Genomic DNA, 21,423 nt, shown 5'->3' with positions numbered 1-21,423 from the left:
TAACTTGTTACTTACGTAACAATATATCTTATTGCTATAGGATTGTCAACTGCTTGTCCTCTGAAGACCAGTCAGCTTCAGTATACTGCAAAGGAGAGAAGTGTGCATCTCAGATCAGTCTTTTCTGCAAAAGAAAAGAAGAGGTCAAACCTCTTCTTTCATAGCCTGTTACTACAGAACTTCGTTATTTCCTATGGACCACTCCAGCACTTCTTTCCCTTTTTCGATCTGTCTCATGACGTCTGCGGGAGAAGTTCCTCCGAAAGAGCTTCTTCTATGAATGCAGGCACTGCTACTAAGATCCGGAAGGACAATGCCCTGAAGGCGTGAATCGATGTCCGGAAGGACCTCATCTTTCAGCGTCATCAGTGTTTCACCGGTCTTTTCACAATACTTGACAATGGCACCCACCAGTTCATGGGAAGTGCGGAAGGGAACGCCCTGGGTCACCAGATATTCGGCAAGATCCGTGGCGGCCAGGAAGCCTTTGTCCATATGTTTCTTTATGTGTTCTTCTTTGAACGTGGTGTTCTCCAGCATCTGGGAGAAGATCACGGCACTGGTCTTCACGGTCTTCACCGTATCAAAGAGCGCCTCCTTGTCTTCCTGAAAATCCTTGTTGAAGGCCATGGGCAGACCCTTCAGCACCGTAAGCAGTCCCAGAAGGTGTCCATAGACACGGCCGGTCTTGCCACGGATGAGTTCAGGAATGTCCGGATTCTTCTTCTGAGGCATGATGCTGCTGCCCGTACAGAATCCGTCATCGATTTCGATGAAGCTGAATTCCTGCGCATTCCAGAGAATGAATTCTTCAGAAAGTCTGCTCAGATGGGCCATGAAGAGGGAAGAGACGCTCATGAACTCCACAATGAAGTCCCGGTCGGCCACCGTATCCATGGCGTTTTCCGTCACCGCCTGAAAGCCCAGAAGATCCGCCGTATAGGCACGGTCGATGGGGATGGTGGTGCCGGCCAGAGCGCAGGCGCCCAGCGGGTTATAGTCCGTTCTTTTGTAGCAGTCCATCAGTCTTTCCAGATCTCTTTTAAACTGCTGGAAGTAGGCCATGAGATGAAATCCCACGGTGACAGGCTGCGCATGCTGAAGATGGGTAAAACCGGGCATGAGCATTTCCTTGTGGCTTTCCGCTTTTTCCATCAGGGTCTTCAGAAGCACCTGGATGATGGAAAAGAGCTCTTCCATCTCTTCTTTCAGATAGAGCCGCACATCCAGAATCACCTGATCGTTTCGGCTTCTGGCTGTGTGAAGCTTTCTGCCCACATCCCCGATTTCTTTGATCAGCTGGCTTTCAACGGCCATGTGGATGTCCTCATCCTCATAGGTGAAGGTAAGAACACCTTCTTCGATTTTCTTTTCGATCTTCTTAAGTCCGGTTAGGATCTGTTCCAGTTCTTCCTCCGTGAGATGGTTCATCTTCGAGAGCATCTTTGCATGGGCGATGCTTCCTCGGATGTCCTGCTTGTACAGGGCGATGTCAAAGGTGATGGAAGCGTTGAATTCTTCCACCATCTGATCCATCTGTTTCTGGAATCTGGAACCCCATAGATTTTTCAATTGATTTTCCTCCTTGAATTTCTTTTTCCCTATGCAGCTTCGCTGTAGTCTGCATCACTGATCTTCACGCCTTTGTATTTGGAGGTGACAAGATACAGAGTCACCAGGAGCGCAAAGGAGACCACAACAGACAGGGCGCTTCCTGTGATGCCTGCCAGGAGATAGCCGATGAAGGAAGCTCCTCCATTCATGAGCGCATAAGGCAGCTGGGTCTTCACATGGTCCACATGATCGCAGCCTGCACCGGAGGAGGCGAGAATCGTCGTATCCGATATCGGGGAGCAGTGGTCACCAAACATTCCTCCTGCAAGGACTGCCCCGATGGAGGCATAGAGGGGTGCGCCTAAAGCCACGGACATGGGAATGACCAGAGGCATCAGAATCGCATAGGTTCCCCAGGAGCTTCCTGTGGCGAAGGATAACACCGCACCGATAAGGAACGTCACAGCAGGAATCAGGAAAGCCGGCAGATTGCCGTCGGTGATGCTGATGATGTAGGCGGAGGTGCCAAGCTCTTTGCTCACCGCACTCAAGGACCAGGCAAGAACCAGTATGATGGCCACATTCATCATCTTGGCCATACCACCCAGATAGATGCTGAAGGTTTCCTCAAAGGACTTCACCTTGTAGTAGACCATCATGGCGATGAGGACAGCGGCTGCCAGAAGGTATCCGGTGCTTAAGGCGCCTCTAAATGCGCTTCCGGGCACCTGGGTGAAAGGAAAGCCCAGAGGAGCCAGAATCCCGAAGAGGGTGATAAAGAGAACAAATAGAGGGACGAAGATCAGGGAAGATTTGCTTTCCACCGCACCTTCTGTATCGGTCTTTCTCATAGGTCTGGAGGTCTTCCAGTATTTCTCTCCGGTTTCCTGCACTCTCTTCTCCGCTTTGGCCATGGCGCTGAACTCATATCCGGCAAAGGCGATGAGTGGAACGAAGAGCACAGCCAGAATGGAATAGATGTTGAATGGAATGGACTTGATGAATGCGGTCCAGTCGGATTCAGTAATGCCAAGGAGCTCGTACTCCTTCTGGATGAGTCCCATGATGTAGACCCCCCATCCGATGAAGGGCACAAGGACGGCCACGGGAGAAGCAGTGGAATCGATGATGTAGGCCAGTTTTTCCTTGGACACCTTGAGCTTGTCGAAGAGAGGCTCGAAGATGGGTCCGATGATCAGCGGAGTACCAAGATCTGAGAAAAAAATGATGATTCCGCCGATCCAGGCCGCCAGCTGCACTTTGGCACGGGACTTGATGACCTTGGAGGCCTTGCTGGCGAAGGCCAGAGCACCGCCGGATTTTTCCATGAGAGCGATGAAACCTCCGATGAAGACCAGAAGCACCAGGACACCGGCGTTATAGGAATCCTGAAGCTGTCCGAAAAGATAGGTCTGAATGGTTTCGGTGACGGCTTTGATGGGATTGTAGTTCACAAGAATCATTACCCCTGTAAGCACACTGGCAAAGAGTGCAAGAACCACATTTTTGTATTTGATTGCAATGGTTACAGCCAGAATCACTGGAATAACGGATAAAAAGCCATAGTCTGTCATAATATATTTCCTCCATAAGTTTATTCTTTCGTCCGATTCTTCGTAATCCCTCTGCAGAAGGAGAAATAATTCATCATTCTCCATGTCCTCCTATGAATACATATTTATGCATAAAATGCACTATTTATTCATGATAGTAAGCTTTAGGAGGAATGTCAACCCCTTTAATTGCAGTAATTTGCTGTTATACGTTTTCATTATCAAAATATATTCTGTCATGAATATGCAAAAACAAGGAAGGATATATAAGGATGAGGTTCAAGGGTCTATCAGAAGGAAAGAGGTCGGAAGGGAGGTGAAAGGGTGCAGTGAATCATGAGAAGGGAAAGGATCAGCATTCATGTTTCTTAAAAGGAAGTTTTTGCCAAAAAAAAACAGCCCTTTTCGAAGAAACGCCGTGTTCTTCGTAAAGGGCTGTCTAAAGGTTTATCTTGTTTCAGTCTTAAGCCAGAGGGAGAAGTCCGTCTGTTTTCATGACCAGGGCGGAATGGGGTTTGAGAGAGACTTTCTTCTGCTCGGTGCGCCAGAGACAGTCTGTTCCCGCCTGGAACTTGTCCACCAGCACATCCCAGGATGCTCTGGGAAGAGTGATCTGCTGGTCTTGGCCACTTCCATTGAAGGCCACAAGGAAGGTGATCTTCTCCACGGGATCCTTCAGGATGTAGCTGATCACATTGGACGCTTTCAGCTTCAGAGGTGCTTTTCTCTCTTTTGTATAGAAGAGGATGTTCTCTTCAATCTCTTTCTGGGTTCTCATTCTGAAAGCCTTGTAGGTCTTTCGCAGGGAGATGAGACCCTTGTAATAGTTCACCACATCGATGTTTCTGCTCTTCATGTCCCAGTGCAGTGCATTGATGGAATCCGGAGAACGATAGGAGTTGTGGTCGCCGAACTTGGTTCTCAGAAACTCTGCACCGGCATGGATGAAGGGAACGCCCTGACTGGTAAGCACCATGGCGTTGGCAAGTTTTGCCATGTCTCGGATGGTTTCAGCGCTTTTTCCCTTGTTCACGTCCACCAGCTTGTCGTAGAGGGTGAGATTGTCATGGGCGGACACATAATTGATGCTCTGGCCTGGATTCTGTGCCCAGGGGAAGTCTGTATACAGGATGTCTCGGTAGTTGTGATCCTTATGCCGTACGGCACCGGTGATGCCGAACTTCACGGATTCTTCAAGACCGCCTCCGCTGACGAATCCGCCTCGCTCATTGAAGAACACGTGACCTTTGACGCCATCTCTGAAATCATCATTGAATGCTCCGATGCCTGGGGTCATACCGATGTTCCTCTTCACCAGTCTTTTTTCCTCCGGGAGAGGAGAGGCTCCGCCGGTCCAGCCTTCTCCGTAGAGAATGATGTCCGGTTTGACTTTTCTTAAAGCGGTTTCGATCTCCAGCATGGTCTCGATATCATGGATACCCATGAGATCGAACCGGAAACCGTCGATTTTATATTCCTTCACCCAGTGGAGAAGGGAGTCGATCATGAACTTCTTCATCATAGGTCGCTCCGATGCGGTCTCGTTTCCGCAGGCGGAAGCATCGGTGAAGTTTCCGTCGGTGCTTCTATGGTAGTAGAGCGGAGTGGACTTGTGGAAATTGGACAGCAGGCTGTCGGAGGTGTGGTTGTAGACCACGTCCATGATGACGCCCATGCCGTTTTTATGAAGCCCCATGATGAGGCTCTTCAGCTCGGTGATTCTTGCTTTGGGATTTTTCGCATCACTGGAATAGGAGCCTTCCGGTACGTTGTAGTTCAGCGGGTCATATCCCCAGTTGTACTGCCCTTCGTCTTTAGACTCATCCAGACAGTTGTAATCGAAGATGGGCAGGAGCTGCACATGGGTGACCCCCAGCTCTTTCAGATGATCGATGCCTGTGGCATGACCCTTCTCGTTCTTCGTCCCTTCTTCCACGAAGCCCAGATACTTCCCCTTTGCTGCGACGCCTGAATCATGGTGGATGGTCATATCGCGTACGTGCACTTCATAGACCACCGCATCCACAGGGTTTTCCAGTTTCGGTGCGTCATGATACCGGAAGCCTTCCGGGTCTGTGGTTCGAAGATCCAGGATACATCCCTTTTCTCCGTTGATGCTGACGGAGGTGACGTAAGGTCCCGGTGTGTAGGTCTTTTCACCCTGGTGGTCCACTTCCAGGAGATAGTAGAGCCCATCGGCCAGAGCCGGAATGGACAGGCTGTAGGTTCCCTTCACATCCTTCTCCATGGGATAGACAAAGAGAGGCTCCTGGTCCTGGGCATTCTGATAAAGAAGAAGATTCACGGAGCTGGCTACAGGTGCCCAGAATTTCAGTCGGATGCCTTCGACACCATAAGTAAGACCCAGATCATCGCCATCGTAGATCAGGTTCTCTTTAAAATAATCGGAGTCATAGAACTCCGTAAGTTTTCTGAAATCAGGCAGGAGCTGTGGAATCTGGACGGCTTCTCTCTGGAGAACGTCCAGTTCATTCTGCGTGTTGTTTTCCATCTATTTAATCGTTCCTTTATAAGTCATTGAATCTGAATGGCTGCGTTTTACAGTCTGTATATTAATTGTCAAAATATCACAATCCAAATTCTAGGTTCATGATAACTGATTCAGTTTTTTGATACAAGGAAAAAAACGATAAAAATAAATAAATTATGAATTTTCTTCTCTGAGATATGTACAACTAAACTTTCGTAATGGAGTAGTATATTCATTAACAGATTAGAGGAAGGGGCGTATTCCCTTGCGGGTAGCCGGAGAACGAAAATGGGGGTGGTGGAAACAGGACGGACTTGGATCACAGGAACTCGAGAATAGTATTTTCAAGGATTTTCTTCCGTCATATTTTGGAATTTTTTCCTTGACTATTACCTTATCTGAAGTTAGAATAATATATGTGATTAAAAACAGGCAGATGTGGCGGAATGGCAGACGCACTATCTTGAGGGGGTAGCGGGCAACAGCTCGTATGGGTTCAAGTCCCATCATCTGCACCATTTAATCTCTTTCAACTGAATAGGCAGATGTGGCGAAATTGGCAGACGCACTAGACTTAGGATCTAGCGCCGAGAGGCGTGGGGGTTCGACTCCCTTCATCTGCACCAGTGGAATGAACTCTTTGTGAAAGCAACGAGTTTTTTTGTTTTTCTGAATGATTTTATTGCAAAAGCCGGAAACATAAAAGGATAGAGACGGATCATTTTCATGATCCGTCCCTATCCTTTTGTATTTACTCTATATGGAAGACTATACAGCCCATTTTCTGTTGGAGGTGAAAGAAACGGTGATCCACTTGTCTGTCTTGATGGGGGTCAGCCTTCTCTCCAGTTCTTCCCGGATCTTATCCTGCTCTTTGATGGTCTGGACCAGGGAGTGTTCATCCACGATGAAATCAATCTCCATTCTAAGGAGCTTTCTTCTCTTGGTGACGCGCAGGAAAGATTCCTTCATGCGGTACTTCTCTTCGATTTCCGTGATCAGATCGCTGAGTCTATTGGCCAGTTCTCCCTCCGGAGACATGCCAAGGACATCTCTTAATGCCATCTTGATGGAGACGAAAGGCACCTTCGCAAAGCTTGCGGCCATGAGGATCACAATCAGCGGGTCGATGTAGGGAAGAAGCCCTGTAAGCACCTGATAGCGCTCCATGAAAAACACCAGAGCGAAGGTGATGAGCACACCAAAGCTTGCATAGGTGTCAAAGAGCCACTGGGAGGATTCTGCGGTGAGGAGCATGGAGCTATGCTTCTTCGATTTTCTCTTCAGATGCAGATACATGAGTAGGCATGCAAGAGAAGAGAACAGAGAATACAGAAGCGCCGTGTCGGTATCAACGGTGATGCCGCCCTGGAAAATGGTATAGGTGGCGTTGATCACCGAAACGGAGAGAATGAGAAGAATGGCGGAGTATTTCACAATGACCACCAGCGGTTCCACAATGGATTTTCCAAAGGGGAATTTCTTCCAGTCGCTCTGTGCCATGAATCTGGCGGATGCCAGGGACAGGTAGGACAGAATCACACTGACAAGGGAATAGAGTCCGTCAAACATGATCATCTGGGATTTCGCCAGAAGTCCCGCGCTCACCCCTACAATAGAGAAAGCGATGGAGAGGATAACAGAATGAATCAATAATTTCTTTTCGATTTTTAGCGTCGACATGATACTTTTTGCGGTTTCCAAACTGATTTCTTGTGAGGTTCCGCACCCCTTGGAAGACCGCGGTCAGCACTCCTTTCATAATGTGATGGGATTTCGTGTTTTTGTGTCTTGGTTTATTCAGTTTCTATTCAGGCAGTGATGGCTTCATAAATGAAAGTCTTCAGCTGCTCTTTCGACCTTGTTTCCTGAAAGTTCTCCGTCTCCATGAGGTAAACCTGCTCTGCACCATGTTCCAGAAGACCGATGATGAAGTTGGACAGGTAGGAGAGGTCATAGGAGGATGGGATCTGATTCTTGTCTCTGTAGAAGGAAAGCTTCTTCGCAAGCCAGTCATAGAAGGGAATATACAGGGTTTCCCACTCCTTGAAGGAGGAATAGTAGGCCGTACCGGAGTAGATGAATCCGATGAGCTTTCTGTGCTTCAGAGTCAGATCATAAATGAGATCCGTGAAGAGGGAGATGAAATCCTGAAGGGGAGTCTCTTCCTTCAGCGGCAGTGCCTCAGCTTCCTTCAGGAAGTCCTCTAGGATATGAGATGCGATGCCCAAAACCAGTTCGCTTTTGGACTGGAAATAGAGGTAGAAGGTTCCCTGGGCCACCCCCGCTTTCTTCACGATCTGGGAAACGGAGGTTTTGGAAAATCCGTATTCCCCCATGAGGTCCACGGCAGCCCATAGTATGGCTTCTCTCTTGTTCAATGGTCATCAGATCTCCTTTCCATATAAAATGAATGACTGTCAGTCATTTTTCATCTAAGAATACCATGGATTCCGAAAAGTGTCAAATATCAAGGGGTTTTCTATATGTGAACCAAGTCTAACATTTCTTTGAAGTCTTTCGGATACAGTAGTTCTCAGAATGTTCAGATGCTATACTGGTGGAAAGGAGATGAATGAAATGGATTTATCAAGTCTACTGAATTCCGTCATGGGAAACGAGAAGATTATGGAAGAGCTGGGCAGGAAGGTCCAGGCGAGCCCAGATGAAGTAAGAAAGGCTGCTAAACTGGGTGTGCCGACCCTGGTGGAGGCGCTGGATCGAAATGCCAGAGAGCCCCAGAGCAGAGAATCCTTAGCCAGAGCGCTGGAAGACCATAAGGATGACGATGTGGACGATCTGGAAGGATTCCTCAATCGTGTGGATGCCAATGAAGGCAATCGGATGCTGGACCATATTCTCGGAGAGAAGAAAATAAAAGTGGAGGACAACATCGCAAGCAGTTCAGGTCTTGGCATCGGGCAGGTTTCAGGTCTCATGTCCATGCTGGCACCGATTCTCATCGGTATGCTGGGCAGAAAGAAGAAGGAAGAGAATGTATCCAGCGGCAACATCAGTGATCTTACCGGGTCCTTAGGCGGACTGCTCGGTGGGGGCGGCATCATGGATATCGCGAAGAACATGCTGGACAAGGACAAAGACGGCAGCTTCATGGATGATCTCATGGGCGGACTTTTCGGCAAGAAATAGATTTGCTTCACCTAAAAAGAAAAGAATAAGAAAATGGAACAGATATTCACGGCATGGTTCAGAGAGAATCTGAACTATGCCTGATTTTTTTGCAGCTGGTACACGAAGAGAGAGAAAAATTCTTCCATTTGTGTTTATAATAGAAGATGAGGTGGGAACATGAAGGAAACAGATCTGTATGAAGCCATAAAGAAATATTTTGAAGATCAGGGATTCAAGGTGCGAAGCGAAGTGAGAGACATTGATGTGGTGGCGCAGAAGAAGGACCTTCTTGTGGGCATCGAGATGAAGAAGGGACTCACCATGGAGCTTCTCACCCAGGCATCTCTCCGTCAGAAGACCTGCGACCTGGTCTATATGGCTGTGCCGAAACCCAAACGCATCGTGAAGAACAAAAGCATGAACAATCTTCTGTATCTGCTGAAAAGGATGGAACTGGGACTGCTCTATGTGGATGTGGAGAAGAATACGGTCCTGGAAGTGCTGGAGCCTTCTTTTTATGATCTGGACCGTGGACGACGGGCGAAGATGAAGGAGAAGCTGCGTATTCTGAAGGAGATGAAAAAGCGCAGTGTGGATGGCAACAAGGGAGGCAGCAGAGGGAAGAAGCTTCTGACGGCTTATAGAGAGGATTCTCTGCGCGCTGTTGCGCTGATCCGGGTGAAGGGCATCATATCCCCCAAGGAGCTGAAAGAACTGGGCATCAATCATACCCTGCTTTCGAAGAACTACTATGACTGGTTCCTGAAGGTGGACCACGGCAAATACAGCCTGAATGGAGCGCATCCGGACCATGAAACCTATGGGGAGCTTATTGAGCACTTCGTAAATGAATATAGGAAACTGGAAGAACTTTAATATATTAATATATACAGGGTGTCAGGTGGATAGGAACACCTGCTCAGCTTAAGAAAAAAAGGAAAACCGGAGAATATTGAAAGAAAAGTTAGAAAATTCTTTTCAGGGGGTTGTAATCCGAAAAGAGTTCGTTTATTATGAAATAGGTTACAGACGATTTGTATGTAATTTAATTTAGCAAAGGAGGTCACGAAAATGATGAACAATACAGTATTTACAAGAATGAGTGCACTTTATCTCGTAGACGCTATCTCTGCGCCTATTTTTAAGGATATGATAATAGAAAAAGTTTGTGACCTGAATAGGAGTCTCACCCTATAGCCTTTGCATGACAAAAGCGTATAGAATTAGAGAAACCACAGGTTGCGACCTGTGGTTTTGTTGTATGAAACTATATTTTTTATGGTTTCATGCATTTCTGAAAATGAAATGAAGGACAAGTGGATCCCTTGTCTTTGAGCAAAACACGCAGGTACTGCGTGTTTTTTCTATTTTATGAAACTTCTGCTGCTTGTTAGAATCGACAGAAAAAAAGTGAGGTGTTTATACACATGAAGAAATTATTCGGATATTTAAAGGGCTATGGAGGACCGTTCTCCCTGGCCATCATTGCAATCATACTGGCAACGGTGATGCAGCTGTCTGTCCCCATTCTCATAAAGTATGCCATCGACTCCATCATCGGAGACGTGGAACCGGGAAGGCTGCAGTTTCTCATGGATGCCTTCGGGAAAAGCCTTGGTGGGGTCGTGCTCATCATCGTGGTCATGAGCCTGCTGAGAGGCGTGTTCATGTTCCTGAAAGGATATCTTTCAAGCTATGCGGCGGAGAACATTGCCAAGGACATCAGAGAGAAGCTCTACACGCAGATCCAGTATATGACCTTTGAAAGACATACCAGAAAAGAGACCGGAGATATGGTGCAAAGATGCACCTCGGATGTGGAAACCATCCGAAGATTCCTGGGAGTTCAGGTGGTGGACCTGGGCAGAATCATCTTCATGCTGGGCTTCACCCTGGTCATCATGTCCACCCTGAACGCGGAGCTGACGCTCTACTCCATGATCATGATTCCAGTACTCTTTTTCTTCAGCTACATCTTCTTCACGAAGATCCAGAAGACCTTCAAGAAGTCCGACGAAGCGGAAGGGAAACTGACCACCGTCCTGCAGGAGAATCTCTCTGGTGTGCGTGTGGTGAGAGCCTTCGGGCGGGAAGAACATGAAATCGATCGTTTCGAGGACGTGAATGCAAGTCACAGAAACATCACCTACAAGCTCATTGAAACCCTGGCGGTTTTCTGGGCATCCTCAGATTTTCTGACGCTGCTTCAGAACGGAATCGTTCTGGTGGTGGGTGCGGGAATGGTCATCCGAGGCGAGCTTACCATCGGAACGCTGACAGCCTTCATCACCTATGTGTCCATGCTCCTCTGGCCCGTGAAGCAGCTGGGCAGACTCCTCTCCGAGTTCGGTAAGACCACCGTGTCCATCGGACGAATCGAGGAAATTCTCAGTGAGGACATCGAAGTGGACCAGCCCAATGAAGGGGAACCTGAAATCTACGGAAACATCAGTTTCAGAAACGTCTCCTTCGGCTACGACGAGCATCAGAGAGTCCTTGAGAATGTGAGCTTCGAGCTTCCGGTGGGCTCCACCCTCGGCATACTGGGCTCAACAGGTTCCGGTAAATCCACCCTGGTGCATCTTCTTCAGAGGCTTTACGACTATGAGGGAAGCATCCAGATTGACGGTCATGAACTGAAGGACATCAGAAGAGGCTGGATCCGTAAAAAGATCGGTCTGGTTCTACAGGAACCGCATCTCTATGCCAAGACCGTGAAGGAGAACATCGGAATCACCAAGAGAAATTATAAGGAAAAAGAGATCTTTGATGCAGCCAAAGCGGCATCGATTCACAGCAATATCCTGACCTTCAAGGAAGGATACGACACCATCATCGGAGAAAAGGGTGTATCCCTGTCCGGTGGACAGAAACAGCGTATCGCCATTGCCAGAACCATCATCGATTCGGATAAGAGAATCCTGATCTTTGATGACAGCCTGAGTGCGGTGGATACGGAAACGGATATGCGCATCAGAAATGCGCTGAAATCAAGAAGCAAAGACATCACGACGCTGATCATCAGCCACAGAATCGCAACCCTTGCCGAAGCGGACAACATCATTGTTCTGGATGAGGGAAGAATTGTGCAGATGGGCACCCACGAGGAGCTCATCCAGGAAGAAGGACTCTACAAGAGAATCTGGGACCTGCAGCAGATGGCTGTATAAGAATCAGACGGCACCTATTAGGAGGGGAACCGTTATGGAAGAACAAAAAGAAATGAAACTTAAAGTGGATAAGAAGATCTGGAAAGAGATGTTTCACTACTTTAAGGTGTTCAAAAAAGACTTTATGATCCTGGTCAGTTTCATGGTTGCCCTGGCGGCAACAGACATCACCTTTCCGCTCTTGACAAGATATGCCATTGACAATTTTGTTGCGGATGGGGATTATGCGGGTCTGACCAGAGTGGCTTTCCTCTATGTGGGGCTGGCCATCGCACTGGCACTCATCGTGCTTCTGTTTATCCGCCGTGCGGGTAAGCTGGAAGTGGAGATCCAGTATAAACTGAGAAAGGACGCCTTCAGGAAACTGCAGCGTCTGTCCTTCAGCTATTACGACAAGAATGCCGTAGGATGGATGATCGCAAGAACCACCTCCGACGCCCAGAAGATTGCGGAAACCGTAGCCTGGGGTGTTGTGGATCTGGTATGGGGTGGAACCATGATGCTGGGTGTTTCCGTGGTCATGCTTGTGATCAACTGGAAGCTGGCTCTGGTGACGCTGCTAACCATCCCGATTCTGGCCTTCATCAGTGTCTTCTTCGAAAAGAAGATGCTGGTATCCTACAGAAATGTAAGAAAAATAAACTCCAGGATCACAGGGCTTTTCAATGACGGCATCGTCGGCGCGAAGACCACCAAGACCCTGGTGCGAGAAGAGCTCAACATCGAAGAGTTCAGCGAAGAAACTCATAACATGAAGAAGACCTCCATCCGGGCAGCGACGCTGTCTGCCGGATATCTGCCTATGACGCTGTTCATTTCCGCAGTGGGAACGGTTCTGACACTGTTCTTCGGAAGCAACATGCTCATGGGCGGGGCACTGACCTATGGTACCCTGGTCCTTTTCATCACCTATGCCAGACAGTTCTTTGACCCGGTTCTGGAACTTGCCCGAATCTACACTGAAATGATCAGTGCACAGGCGGCAGCGGAAAGAGTCATGGGCCTTCTCAACGAGAAGGAAGAGATTGTGGACGACATGGTGGAGGAAAAAGAAGACTACGGAACCATCAAAGGAGACGTGACCTTCGAGAATGTGAACTTCTACTATAAGGAAGGAGAATACATTCTGAAGGACTTCAACCTCAGCGTGAAAGCCGGAGAGACCATCGCCCTTGTGGGCGAGACGGGCTCCGGGAAAAGCACCATCGTGAACCTGGCCTGCAGATTCTATGAACCCACAGGCGGAAGAATCTTGATCGATGGGGAAGACTACAAGAAGAAGCCTCAGAAATGGCTTCATTCCAACATCGGCTATGTGCTCCAGGCACCGCATCTTTTCAGCGGAACCATCAAGGAGAACATCCGTTACGGAAAGCTTGACGCCACCGACGAGGAAATCGTCGAGGCGGCCAAGGTGGTACGTGCCCATGACTTCATCATGAAGCTGGAGCATGGATACGACACGGAAGTCGGAGAAGGGGGAGGCATGCTTTCCACCGGTGAAAAGCAGCTGGTCTCATTTGCCAGAGCCATCATCGGAAAGCCAAGGCTGTTCTTCCTGGATGAGGCCACCTCATCCATCGACACGGAATCCGAAGCGAAGATCCAGAAGGCCATTGAAGAGGTGCTGCAGGGCAGAACCAGCTTCATCGTGGCCCATAGACTGTCCACCATCAGAAGTGCCGATAGAATCCTTGTCATAGACAAGGGAGAGATTCTGGAGCAAGGTACTCATGAGGAGCTTCTCAAGAGAAGAGGACATTACTATGAGCTCTATACCAACCAGTTCATGGAAGAAGTGGGTATGGATGTGCTGAAGAAAAAGAAGAATGTAAGCTGATGACACTGAAATCAGAAGGAACGAGAATGGGATCCTTTGTGGCAGTAAGTGAAGAATGGATGCATTCTCAAGGCACCAGCACAGATCCCTGCAAAGGGTTAAGTGAAGCAGGATAATGCTTCAGCATGGATAGATAGACAATCCTTTGATTGTGAAGAGAATTAAGAATCCGTACCCCAGTTTTATTTATCGGTAAAACTGGGGTACAATGTTATCAGAGAGAATCAGAAAATTCAGCCAGCAGTGAAAGAGAATCAGAAAAACAAGGGAGGGATGGCAATGCGTATTGCAGTACTGCTTGAGAACGACAAGGTGAAAGACCGGGATGAACTTCATTCTGCCCACGGACTAAGCTTCTATATTGAAAGCATGGGCAGAAAGATGCTTTTTGATTTCGGACCCGATGAGCGGTTTCTGGAGAATGCCGGAACCATGAACATTTCGATCGAAGAGGTGGACCTGGCATTTCTATCCCATGGTCATCTGGACCATGCTGGAGGCATTGCCGCATTTCTCAGAGTGAACAGCAAGGCGCCCATTTATGCGCATCCCAAAGCCATGGAGAAGCATTTTTCCCGTCAGGAAAACGCAGCCATGAAGGACATCAGCACGCCGGAGGAAGTCATCGGAAACAGCCGCTTTATTCTGGTGGATGGTGTCACGAGAATCGATGGGAATCTCACGCTGATTTCAGAGATATACGGTGCGGAAATGATGCCCCCAGGCAATGAGACGCTCTATAAGAAGGAAGGGGAAGAGTACCTTCGTGATGACTTCCGGCATGAGATGAACCTTCTTCTGGAAGAGGAAGGCAAGCTTTATCTTTTCAGCGGATGCGGACACAGGGGCGTGGTGAATCTGGTGGAGACGGTCAGAAAGATGAAGGGCAGATATCCGGACCACATCATCGGCGGATTCCACATCAAGAAGCCCAGCAAGATCCATCCTGACGAGACTTTCGTGCCAAGGCTCGGGGAAAGGCTGAAGGAAACGGGAACGCTCTATCATACCTGTCACTGCACAGGACAGAAGATGTTCAGGAAGCTTCAGGAGACCATGGGTGCCCAGGTGAGCTATCTTGTCACAGGAGAAGATATCCTGCTGTAAAAGCAAGTCTAATAGGGGTAACTCCGTAGAAAAGAAAAGAGAAAGCTCCGGACTTCTGTCTATGGTGAAGACAGGAGTCCGGAGCTTCTATTACTCTATCGTTGTGCTCAGTATTCAGATCACAGGTCAGACAGGTCATACTTTCCGGTGGAGATCTCCCATAAATAGAGAGAAGCCAGGGTGCCGTAAGGAGAGAATTTCTTCTGGTAATCACGGAAAAGTTCCTTCGTGATCTCCTCATGACCGTAAAGAAGCATGAGCCCCCGGCGGATGGCAAGATCCCCATAGCTCATGATGTCCTTTCTTCCCATGGAGAAGATCATGATCATTTCCGCCGTCCAGGGTCCGATGCCGTTTAAGGTGACCAGGGTGTCGGCCACTTCCTGATCCGCCATCTGCCAGAGGGCCTCCAGGTCCACGATGTGCTCATGGATCTTTTCAGTGGTTTTCCTGATGTAGGTGGCTTTTCGCATGCTGATGCCCAGGGCCTGAATTTCTTCCAGACTGGCTGCATGAATCTTCTCCGGCGTGATTTCTCCGAAATGGGCCAGAAATCTCTTCCAGACCGTTTCTGCGGCTTTCATGGAAATCTGCTGACCAACGATGTTATTCATGAGGCTTCTGAAAAGATTCTCATCCACTTCTCTTTCATAGAGGGGCAGCTTCTCCATGGCTTTGCCAAGGAGTCTGTCTTTCTTTTTAAGACCTTCGTATTCTTCCGGGGTGAATGTCAATGTCGCCATAATGGACTCCTTTCTCTCTGGTTACTTCTGATTTCATTATAAAGCGTTTTTTACAGCGGGAAAAGAAAAACCGTGGAATAGAAAAGGCGGATGGATCTGCAGAGGGTAGGGGTGTGGGTATGGAAAGGAAAATCTACTGAATGAAAGAAGCATATATAAAAATCTCATATAAATATAGCCTGGAATTAAAGGGTTTGAGCAGCCTGCAAGGAATAAAGAATATAGAGAAGTATTGCTGAAGGTAAGAGAAGCATCTGGAGGAGACTATGAGAGAAATTTTTATCGCGGACATAAGCAGAAGGTTCAAGTGGATTCATCTGCTCATAATAGGACTGGGCTGCCTGGTGGTTTATTTCATCGATGTGCAGACGAATTTCACCTACTGGGAGAGAGCGGGCGTGAAGATCCTTCTTTTTCTTGTGGTTCCCCTCATCTATGTCTGGTTCATGCCGAGAACGGACCTGTTTTCCATTTTCAGGCAGAAGGAAAGAACCGGAGGGCTGAAAAAATCCCTGATTCTGGGTCTTCTGGTCTATGGTGGCCTTCTGGTTCTTTATGTTCTTCTGAAGGACTTCATTGATCTGGGCACCATTGAGGCCTCCATGGCGGAGAATATGATGATCACCAGGGATAATTTCATTGCGGTGGCGCTTTATATCTCTTTCATCAACTCCTTTCTGGAGGAGTTCTTCTTCAGGGGCTTCGCCTTTCTCAAGCTGAAGAGAAAGACAGGAAGACTTACGGCCTATGGCATCAGCTCCCTGGCGTTTTCCATCTACCATTTCTCCATCATCGACGGATGGGTCAGTCCACTTCTGACGGTGCTGGGGCTCGTGGGACTTTTCGCCAGTGGCATGTTCTTCAATTTCATCAATGAGAAGAACGAGAACATCTGGAACAGCTACATGGTGCATATGTTTGCCAATTTCGCCATCAACACCATCGGGCTGCAGATGTTCGGTATCATAAACCTTCCATTTCTCACCTAGAGGAGGTAAGCAGTCATGACTTTGGAAGAACTGAAAGAAAGACTTAAAGAGATCGGCACTGAAAAGAATCGACTTCCGATGGAGAAATACATGCGCAACCAGTTTTCCTTCCTGGGAGTCAAGACCCCGGAAAGAAAGGATGTCATGAAGGAATTTCTGAAAACCTATGAGACCTTTCAGCTGGAGGATGCGGAGAAGCTCTATGGGGAGAGGGAAAGAGAGTTCAAGTACTGCGCCATCCATCTCATGACAAAGTATGTGAAGGAGCTGGGGCATGAGGATACAAAGAGGATTCTTGCCCTGGCTCTGACGGAGCCCTGGTGGGACACCATCGACGGCATTGCGCCATCGGTGCTGGGACCCATGGCCCTTCAGGATGAAAGGGTGAAAAGGACCCTGCAAGGCCTCATTTATGAGGAGAACATCTGGCTGAAAAGAATTTCGATTCTTTTCCAGCTTAAATACAAGAAGCAGACGGACGAGGCCCTTCTCACGGAAGCCATTGTGCACAATGCGGATACCCGGGAATTCTTTGTGGACAAGGCCATAGGGTGGGCGCTAAGAGAATATTCCAAAACCAGGCCGGAGTTTGTGAGAGAATTTCTCGTGGCGCACAGGCTATCTTCTCTCAGCGTGAGAGAATGCAGTAAATACCTATAGTGTGGTAAAATAAGAGTAGCGTAATGAAAACGGTTCGCAAGCGTTGATTATATTTATGATGGAGGAAGTTATGGCGGTAAGCAGGGAAAAAGAGATTATAGTGGACAAGGAAATCGGAGAAGTGTTTGGACTCATTGAAAATGAGTTCAGAAAGAAGACGGAAACCATCATGGAGGAAAGGGAGCTTCTGGAGGAAACCGGAACGTTCCGGATCTTCTTCAAAAGAAGTATACTCTCCAACGGAGAATACCTGTCCATAGATCTGCAGAAGACAGAAGATAACGGAACGAAGATTTCCATGGCATCCCGTTCCAAGGTGGAAAAGACGGTTCACGACTGGGGAAAAAACGATAAAAATATGAGGCTCATTCTTGAGCTGATGGGAGTTGTAAAAAAACGTGAAAAGAAGGGAGTATATTACCCGGGACGAAAGTGAAATCATGAAGGAGCTTTCGGACCTTCAGAAAAAAGTGACCAAAGAGAATGCGACGGAAATGCCCTACAGAAATGAATACGACCAGAACTTCGAAGAGGGCATCTATGTGGACCTGTATACGGGAGAGCCACTTTTCTCAAGCCTGGACAAGTACGATGCGGGCTGCGGATGGCCAAGCTTCACAAAGCCCATAGAGAAACGGATCATTCAGGAGAAAGCGGATTTCGAGTTCGGCATGCATCGGATCGAAGTGCGCTCCAAATCCTCGGATTCCCATCTGGGCCATGTGTTCACAGATGGACCCAGTGAGAAGGGTGGACTGCGCTACTGCATCAATTCCGCGGCCATGCATTTCATTCCCAAAGAGAAGCTGAAGGAAGAAGGATATGAGGAGTACCTGAGTCTTTTTGAAGATGGGGAAAAGTAAGAAGAGATCCTGGTTCCTGGAAGAGACTGAAACTAAGTGAGGTGGAGAGAATGAGGAACATACTCATTGTGGAAGATGAGAGAAGACTTGCAAGGTTCATGGAACTGGAACTGACCCATGAAGGGTATAATGTGGACATTGTATCCGATGGTCAGACGGCCCTGATGAATCTTATGAACAAAGATTATGATGTGATGCTTCTGGATCTGATGATTCCCATCGTGGATGGCATCGAGGTCACCAAGCGCGCGCGAACCTTTACGGACATACCAATCATCATGCTTACCGCAAGAGACGGGCTGGAGGACAAGGTGAAGGGCTTTGACATCGGCGCGGACGAATACATGACCAAGCCCTTCGAGATGGAAGAACTTCTCGCCCGGCTTCGTGCGCTCTTTAGAAAGAGCGAAAAGAAACCGGAAGAAGCAAGGCTTCTCCAGTTCAAAGGGCTGACGCTGAGCAGAGACACCTATGAGGTCCATCGGGATGGCGTCAAGAAGGAGCTGACGAAGAAAGAGTTTGATCTTCTCGCCTACCTCCTGGAAAACCAGGGGATTGTACTCACTAGGGAGAAGATCCTGAACAACGTGTGGGGATTTGATTTCGAAGGGGAGACCAATGTGGTGGATGTCTATATCAGGTTCCTTCGAAGCAAGCTGGATGACGGGTATGAGGAGAAGCTCATTCATACCGTCAGAGGTGCGGGATATATCATCAGGTAGGAGAGAGAAATGAAGAGACTGAAACTATCAACAAAGATCACCTGGAATTATGCCCTCATCTTCACCAGTATTCTTCTGATCATCAATCTGGCCGTCTTTCTGAGCACCCAGTTCTACAACAGACTCAGTGCGGGGAATGAAGTGGATGCGCTGCTCGCATCCATTGAGGATGAAATTCTGGACGGAGCGGACATCACAGGGGAGAAGCTGAGAAGCCTTGGGGCGGTTTCTCCCTTCTTTGCTTCTATGGAAGATGGCAGCGGCATCACCTCTTCTCAGGAACAGTTTCGATTGGAGGAAAGAGAAGGGGATGTGATTCTCGTGAAGGATTTTGAGAAGGGACCGGTGGAAACGGATAAGATCATCTTGTCGAGAAGCAGAGTGGCAGGTCCCTCCGGCGTGGTGGAGCTCCTGGTGCTGAAAGACCTGTCGGTCTTTTCCTTCATGAACTCCGTGACCCTTGTGACCCTCATCATCGCCTCCGTACTGGGCATATTTGTGAGCTATGTGGTGGGGTATTTCATCTCCAGGCAGAGCTTCACGCCCATCCTTTCTATGACGAAGTCCGCAGCGGCCATCGGTCCCGGGAATATTCATGACCGTCTGGAAGAGCCTGATGTCCAGGATGAACTGAAGGAGCTTTCCCAGACCTTCAACGGACTGCTGGATCGACTGGATGATGCCTACTCCAAGCAGGCGAAGTTTGTATCGGATGCCTCCCATGAACTGAGAACCCCACTGACTGTGATCAAAGGATATAATGATCTGCTCAGGAGATGGGGGAAAGAGGATCCGGAGATTCTGGAGGAGGCCATCCAGGCCATCCGTGCGGAAACGGACAACATGAGCATGCTGGTGGAGAATCTGCTCTTCATCGCCAAGGGGGAGAACAAAAAGATGAAGCTGGACCTCACCACCTTCAGCGTGAAGGACCTCTTGGAGGAGACAGCCAAGGATTCGGAGCTCAGTGTACCGGACCGCGACTTTTTGGTGCTGTCGGATGATTTCACCGTCTTTCAGGATCGGCGAATGATCAAGCAGCTGCTTCGGATCTTCATCGAGAACAGTGTGAAGTTCACGAAAGCCGATGCAACGATCACGCTGAAGGCGGAGGAAGCGGGGGACGTCTACAGGCTGCATGTCATGGACGATGGAGAAGGCATTGCGGAGGAAGACCTGAAACGGATCTTCGAGCGGTTCTATGTGGCGGATAAAGCCAGAACCAAGAACAAGGCGGGGTCAGGGCTGGGTCTTTCCATCGCAAAGTGGATCGTGGAGACCCATGGCGGAACGCTTGAAGCTTCGAGCAGACTGGGGGAAGGGACCACCATGACAGCCTCATTTCCAAAGCGTGCAGAAAAGAGCGGTTCTTCCTGATATTACGGAATCTCTGCGCAAATGAAAAAGCCTCTATCGTCATGATAGGGGCTTCTGATTTCCTGCCTGATTAATTAGGAGACTTTCTGACAGGCGTCTTTGTATTTTTCACGCCTCTCTTTTTCGTTGCGGTTTTCACAGTCACGTAGTAGATGAGTTTTCTCGTAGAAGACTTGATGACTCTCCACATGACCTGCAGCACGAAACCTGCAATGATGGATAAAAGAATCCTCATGTAGAAATCGTAGTAAGGATCCACATCCGTCAGGTCATAGATATAAATATCCCATTTCTGAAAGAAGAAGAGAATCTGCGATCCGATGATTCCGACGGTCATGACTCTTGCGATGATGGGAAGATTCATGAAGAAAAGAATCACGATGATGAGTCCCAGTGCTCCGTAGAGGAACAGATAGCTGTCGAATAGGACTGGTATCTGCTTGAAATCCAGAAGACGCAGGGGATCCCAGGTGTAGGTGTAGACCTCGCCCACCGCGTGGACGATGAAGAACAGGATCATGGGAATCAGCCTAGCCAGAAATGCCTGGATGAACCAGATTGTTTTCCAAATATATTTCATTATTATCCTCCAAAAAAATTCATGTCTATCATTCATTATATCATGGGAAAAAGCCGGGTTAAAGGTGCGTGACCCAGGGAATGAGAGAATATCCCTTTATTCCATGGGCAGATCCTTACGGATCCTCATATTCTAGAAGATTATAGACTAATAATCATGGTTTTACCATGATTATTCTTTGAAGATATCCTTAATTTAATGAAATTTCATTGAAATAGGCCGGCTTCTGAGAAGCTGGCCTGATGATCTATCGTTATTTCGAGAACATCTTTCTGCTTTTTCTGCGCCACAGTGTCAGTAAAATGAACCAGATGGTGTATATGAAAAGCACCACCAGGAATGTGATCAGCCGCTCGCGGTCGCTTCCGTCAGCAAAAAGCACCGGACCGATACCGAAGAAGGTGATCAGAAGAAACAGGGCCACAAAGAGTATATCCACAATGACCTTTACCGATTTCATAGACTTCACCGCTTTCTTACTAGAATCCTTTCTTTCATTATAGTACAGATTCCATTGAATTTAAATTTTTATGGCATTTAAATTTTTAGCCGTGAATTATTCGTGTAGACCTCTGGAATATGGTAAAATGACTATGTCTTAAGAGGAATTTAAAGAAATGTATATACAATAAACTATAGCAA

19 protein-coding genes and 2 tRNA genes are annotated in these 21,423 nt (G+C 48.0%); 13 read left to right on the top strand and 8 right to left on the bottom strand.

Features of this window, described 5'->3' with window-relative positions; genetic code table 11:
* Positions 1 to 171: 171 nt before the first annotated feature.
* The 3 genes from argH to pulA all read right to left on the bottom strand — a co-directional run bounded on the left by argH (position 172) and on the right by pulA (position 5,619).
* Positions 172 to 1,572, bottom strand: a complete 1,401-nt coding sequence (gene argH, locus J3A84_RS03585; protein WP_207598643.1) for an argininosuccinate lyase — start codon at positions 1,570 to 1,572, stop codon at positions 172 to 174.
* Between the two features lie 29 nt (positions 1,573 to 1,601).
* Positions 1,602 to 3,212 (bottom strand): Na+/H+ antiporter NhaC family protein, encoded by a 1,611-nt coding sequence (locus J3A84_RS03580; RefSeq protein ID WP_207598642.1) that lies wholly within the window; start codon positions 3,210 to 3,212, stop codon positions 1,602 to 1,604.
* A 358-nt stretch (positions 3,213 to 3,570) separates the two neighbouring features.
* Positions 3,571 to 5,619 carry a type I pullulanase gene (pulA, locus tag J3A84_RS03575; RefSeq protein ID WP_207598641.1) on the bottom strand — a complete coding sequence of 683 codons (2,049 nt, stop codon included), beginning with the start codon at positions 5,617 to 5,619 and terminating at the stop codon, positions 3,571 to 3,573.
* A 411-nt stretch (positions 5,620 to 6,030) separates the two neighbouring features.
* Between pulA and J3A84_RS03570 the strand changes: the two genes are divergently transcribed.
* Positions 6,031 to 6,116, top strand: a tRNA-Leu gene (locus J3A84_RS03570).
* 23 nt (positions 6,117 to 6,139) lie between these two features.
* A tRNA-Leu gene (locus J3A84_RS03565) sits at positions 6,140 to 6,224 on the top strand.
* A gap of 142 nt (positions 6,225 to 6,366) precedes the next feature.
* Here J3A84_RS03565 and J3A84_RS03560 read toward each other — a convergent pair.
* Both J3A84_RS03560 and J3A84_RS03555 read right to left on the bottom strand, forming a co-directional pair.
* Positions 6,367 to 7,281: a cation diffusion facilitator family transporter gene (locus J3A84_RS03560; RefSeq protein WP_207598640.1), complete on the bottom strand. Its 915-nt coding sequence runs from the start codon at positions 7,279 to 7,281 to the stop codon at positions 6,367 to 6,369.
* Between the two features lie 128 nt (positions 7,282 to 7,409).
* On the bottom strand, positions 7,410 to 7,979 hold the full coding sequence (locus J3A84_RS03555; RefSeq protein ID WP_207598639.1) for a TetR/AcrR family transcriptional regulator: 570 nt from the start codon (positions 7,977 to 7,979) through the stop codon (positions 7,410 to 7,412).
* A 199-nt stretch (positions 7,980 to 8,178) separates the two neighbouring features.
* On the opposite strand from J3A84_RS03555, the gene J3A84_RS03550 reads away from it, so the two are divergent.
* The 5 genes from J3A84_RS03550 (at position 8,179) to J3A84_RS03530 (ending at position 14,847) form a co-directional block, all read left to right on the top strand.
* A complete protein-coding gene (locus J3A84_RS03550) occupies positions 8,179 to 8,748 on the top strand; it encodes a DUF937 domain-containing protein (protein WP_207598638.1) in 570 nt (189 codons plus the stop codon).
* Positions 8,749 to 8,907: 159 nt separating this feature from the next.
* Positions 8,908 to 9,606, top strand: coding sequence for a DUF2161 family putative PD-(D/E)XK-type phosphodiesterase (locus tag J3A84_RS03545; protein ID WP_207598637.1), 699 nt, complete (start codon positions 8,908 to 8,910; stop codon positions 9,604 to 9,606).
* Between the two features lie 551 nt (positions 9,607 to 10,157).
* Positions 10,158 to 11,900 carry an ABC transporter ATP-binding protein gene (locus J3A84_RS03540; RefSeq protein ID WP_207598636.1) on the top strand — a complete coding sequence of 581 codons (1,743 nt, stop codon included), beginning with the start codon at positions 10,158 to 10,160 and terminating at the stop codon, positions 11,898 to 11,900.
* Between the two features lie 34 nt (positions 11,901 to 11,934).
* Positions 11,935 to 13,740 carry an ABC transporter ATP-binding protein gene (locus J3A84_RS03535; RefSeq protein WP_207598635.1) on the top strand — a complete coding sequence of 602 codons (1,806 nt, stop codon included), beginning with the start codon at positions 11,935 to 11,937 and terminating at the stop codon, positions 13,738 to 13,740.
* Positions 13,741 to 14,019: 279 nt separating this feature from the next.
* Positions 14,020 to 14,847: an MBL fold metallo-hydrolase gene (locus J3A84_RS03530; RefSeq protein WP_207598634.1), complete on the top strand. Its 828-nt coding sequence runs from the start codon at positions 14,020 to 14,022 to the stop codon at positions 14,845 to 14,847.
* 119 nt (positions 14,848 to 14,966) lie between these two features.
* Here J3A84_RS03530 and J3A84_RS03525 read toward each other — a convergent pair whose 3' ends face one another.
* Complete coding sequence (locus tag J3A84_RS03525; RefSeq protein WP_207598633.1) at positions 14,967 to 15,590, bottom strand: DNA-3-methyladenine glycosylase family protein; 624 nt, start codon at positions 15,588 to 15,590, stop codon at positions 14,967 to 14,969.
* 266 nt (positions 15,591 to 15,856) lie between these two features.
* Between J3A84_RS03525 and J3A84_RS03520 the strand changes: the two genes are divergently transcribed.
* The 6 genes from J3A84_RS03520 (at position 15,857) to J3A84_RS03495 (ending at position 20,201) form a co-directional block, all read left to right on the top strand.
* Positions 15,857 to 16,579 carry a CPBP family intramembrane glutamic endopeptidase gene (locus J3A84_RS03520; protein ID WP_207598632.1) on the top strand — a complete coding sequence of 241 codons (723 nt, stop codon included), beginning with the start codon at positions 15,857 to 15,859 and terminating at the stop codon, positions 16,577 to 16,579.
* Between the two features lie 15 nt (positions 16,580 to 16,594).
* Positions 16,595 to 17,239: a DNA alkylation repair protein gene (locus tag J3A84_RS03515; protein ID WP_207598631.1), complete on the top strand. Its 645-nt coding sequence runs from the start codon at positions 16,595 to 16,597 to the stop codon at positions 17,237 to 17,239.
* A gap of 70 nt (positions 17,240 to 17,309) precedes the next feature.
* The gene (locus tag J3A84_RS03510) at positions 17,310 to 17,675 is read left to right on the top strand and encodes a hypothetical protein (protein WP_207598630.1); all 366 of its coding nucleotides are present in this window, start codon (positions 17,310 to 17,312) and stop codon (positions 17,673 to 17,675) included.
* A gap of 4 nt (positions 17,676 to 17,679) precedes the next feature.
* A complete protein-coding gene (gene msrB / locus J3A84_RS03505) occupies positions 17,680 to 18,102 on the top strand; it encodes a peptide-methionine (R)-S-oxide reductase MsrB (RefSeq protein ID WP_242693977.1) in 423 nt (140 codons plus the stop codon).
* Between the two features lie 50 nt (positions 18,103 to 18,152).
* Entirely contained in the window at positions 18,153 to 18,824 is a 672-nt protein-coding gene (locus tag J3A84_RS03500) for a response regulator transcription factor (protein ID WP_207598629.1), read from the top strand.
* Between the two features lie 9 nt (positions 18,825 to 18,833).
* The gene (locus J3A84_RS03495; RefSeq protein WP_207598628.1) at positions 18,834 to 20,201 is read left to right on the top strand and encodes a sensor histidine kinase; all 1,368 of its coding nucleotides are present in this window, start codon (positions 18,834 to 18,836) and stop codon (positions 20,199 to 20,201) included.
* A 70-nt stretch (positions 20,202 to 20,271) separates the two neighbouring features.
* Here the strand turns inward: J3A84_RS03495 and J3A84_RS03490 are convergent, their stop codons facing one another.
* Together J3A84_RS03490 and J3A84_RS03485 are read right to left on the bottom strand one after the other, a co-directional pair.
* A complete protein-coding gene (locus J3A84_RS03490) occupies positions 20,272 to 20,781 on the bottom strand; it encodes a hypothetical protein (RefSeq protein WP_207598627.1) in 510 nt (169 codons plus the stop codon).
* Between the two features lie 253 nt (positions 20,782 to 21,034).
* Positions 21,035 to 21,241, bottom strand: a complete 207-nt coding sequence (locus J3A84_RS03485; RefSeq protein ID WP_207598626.1) for a DUF6954 family protein — start codon at positions 21,239 to 21,241, stop codon at positions 21,035 to 21,037.
* Positions 21,242 to 21,423 lie beyond the last annotated feature (182 nt).

The sequence above is a fragment of the Proteiniclasticum aestuarii genome, from assembly GCF_017368455.1.
In the GTDB taxonomy this organism is placed as follows: Bacteria; Bacillota; Clostridia; order Clostridiales; family Clostridiaceae; genus Proteiniclasticum; species Proteiniclasticum aestuarii.
Note: the sequence above shows the minus strand (reverse complement) of the source record. Positions and strands in the feature narration are given on the sequence as shown.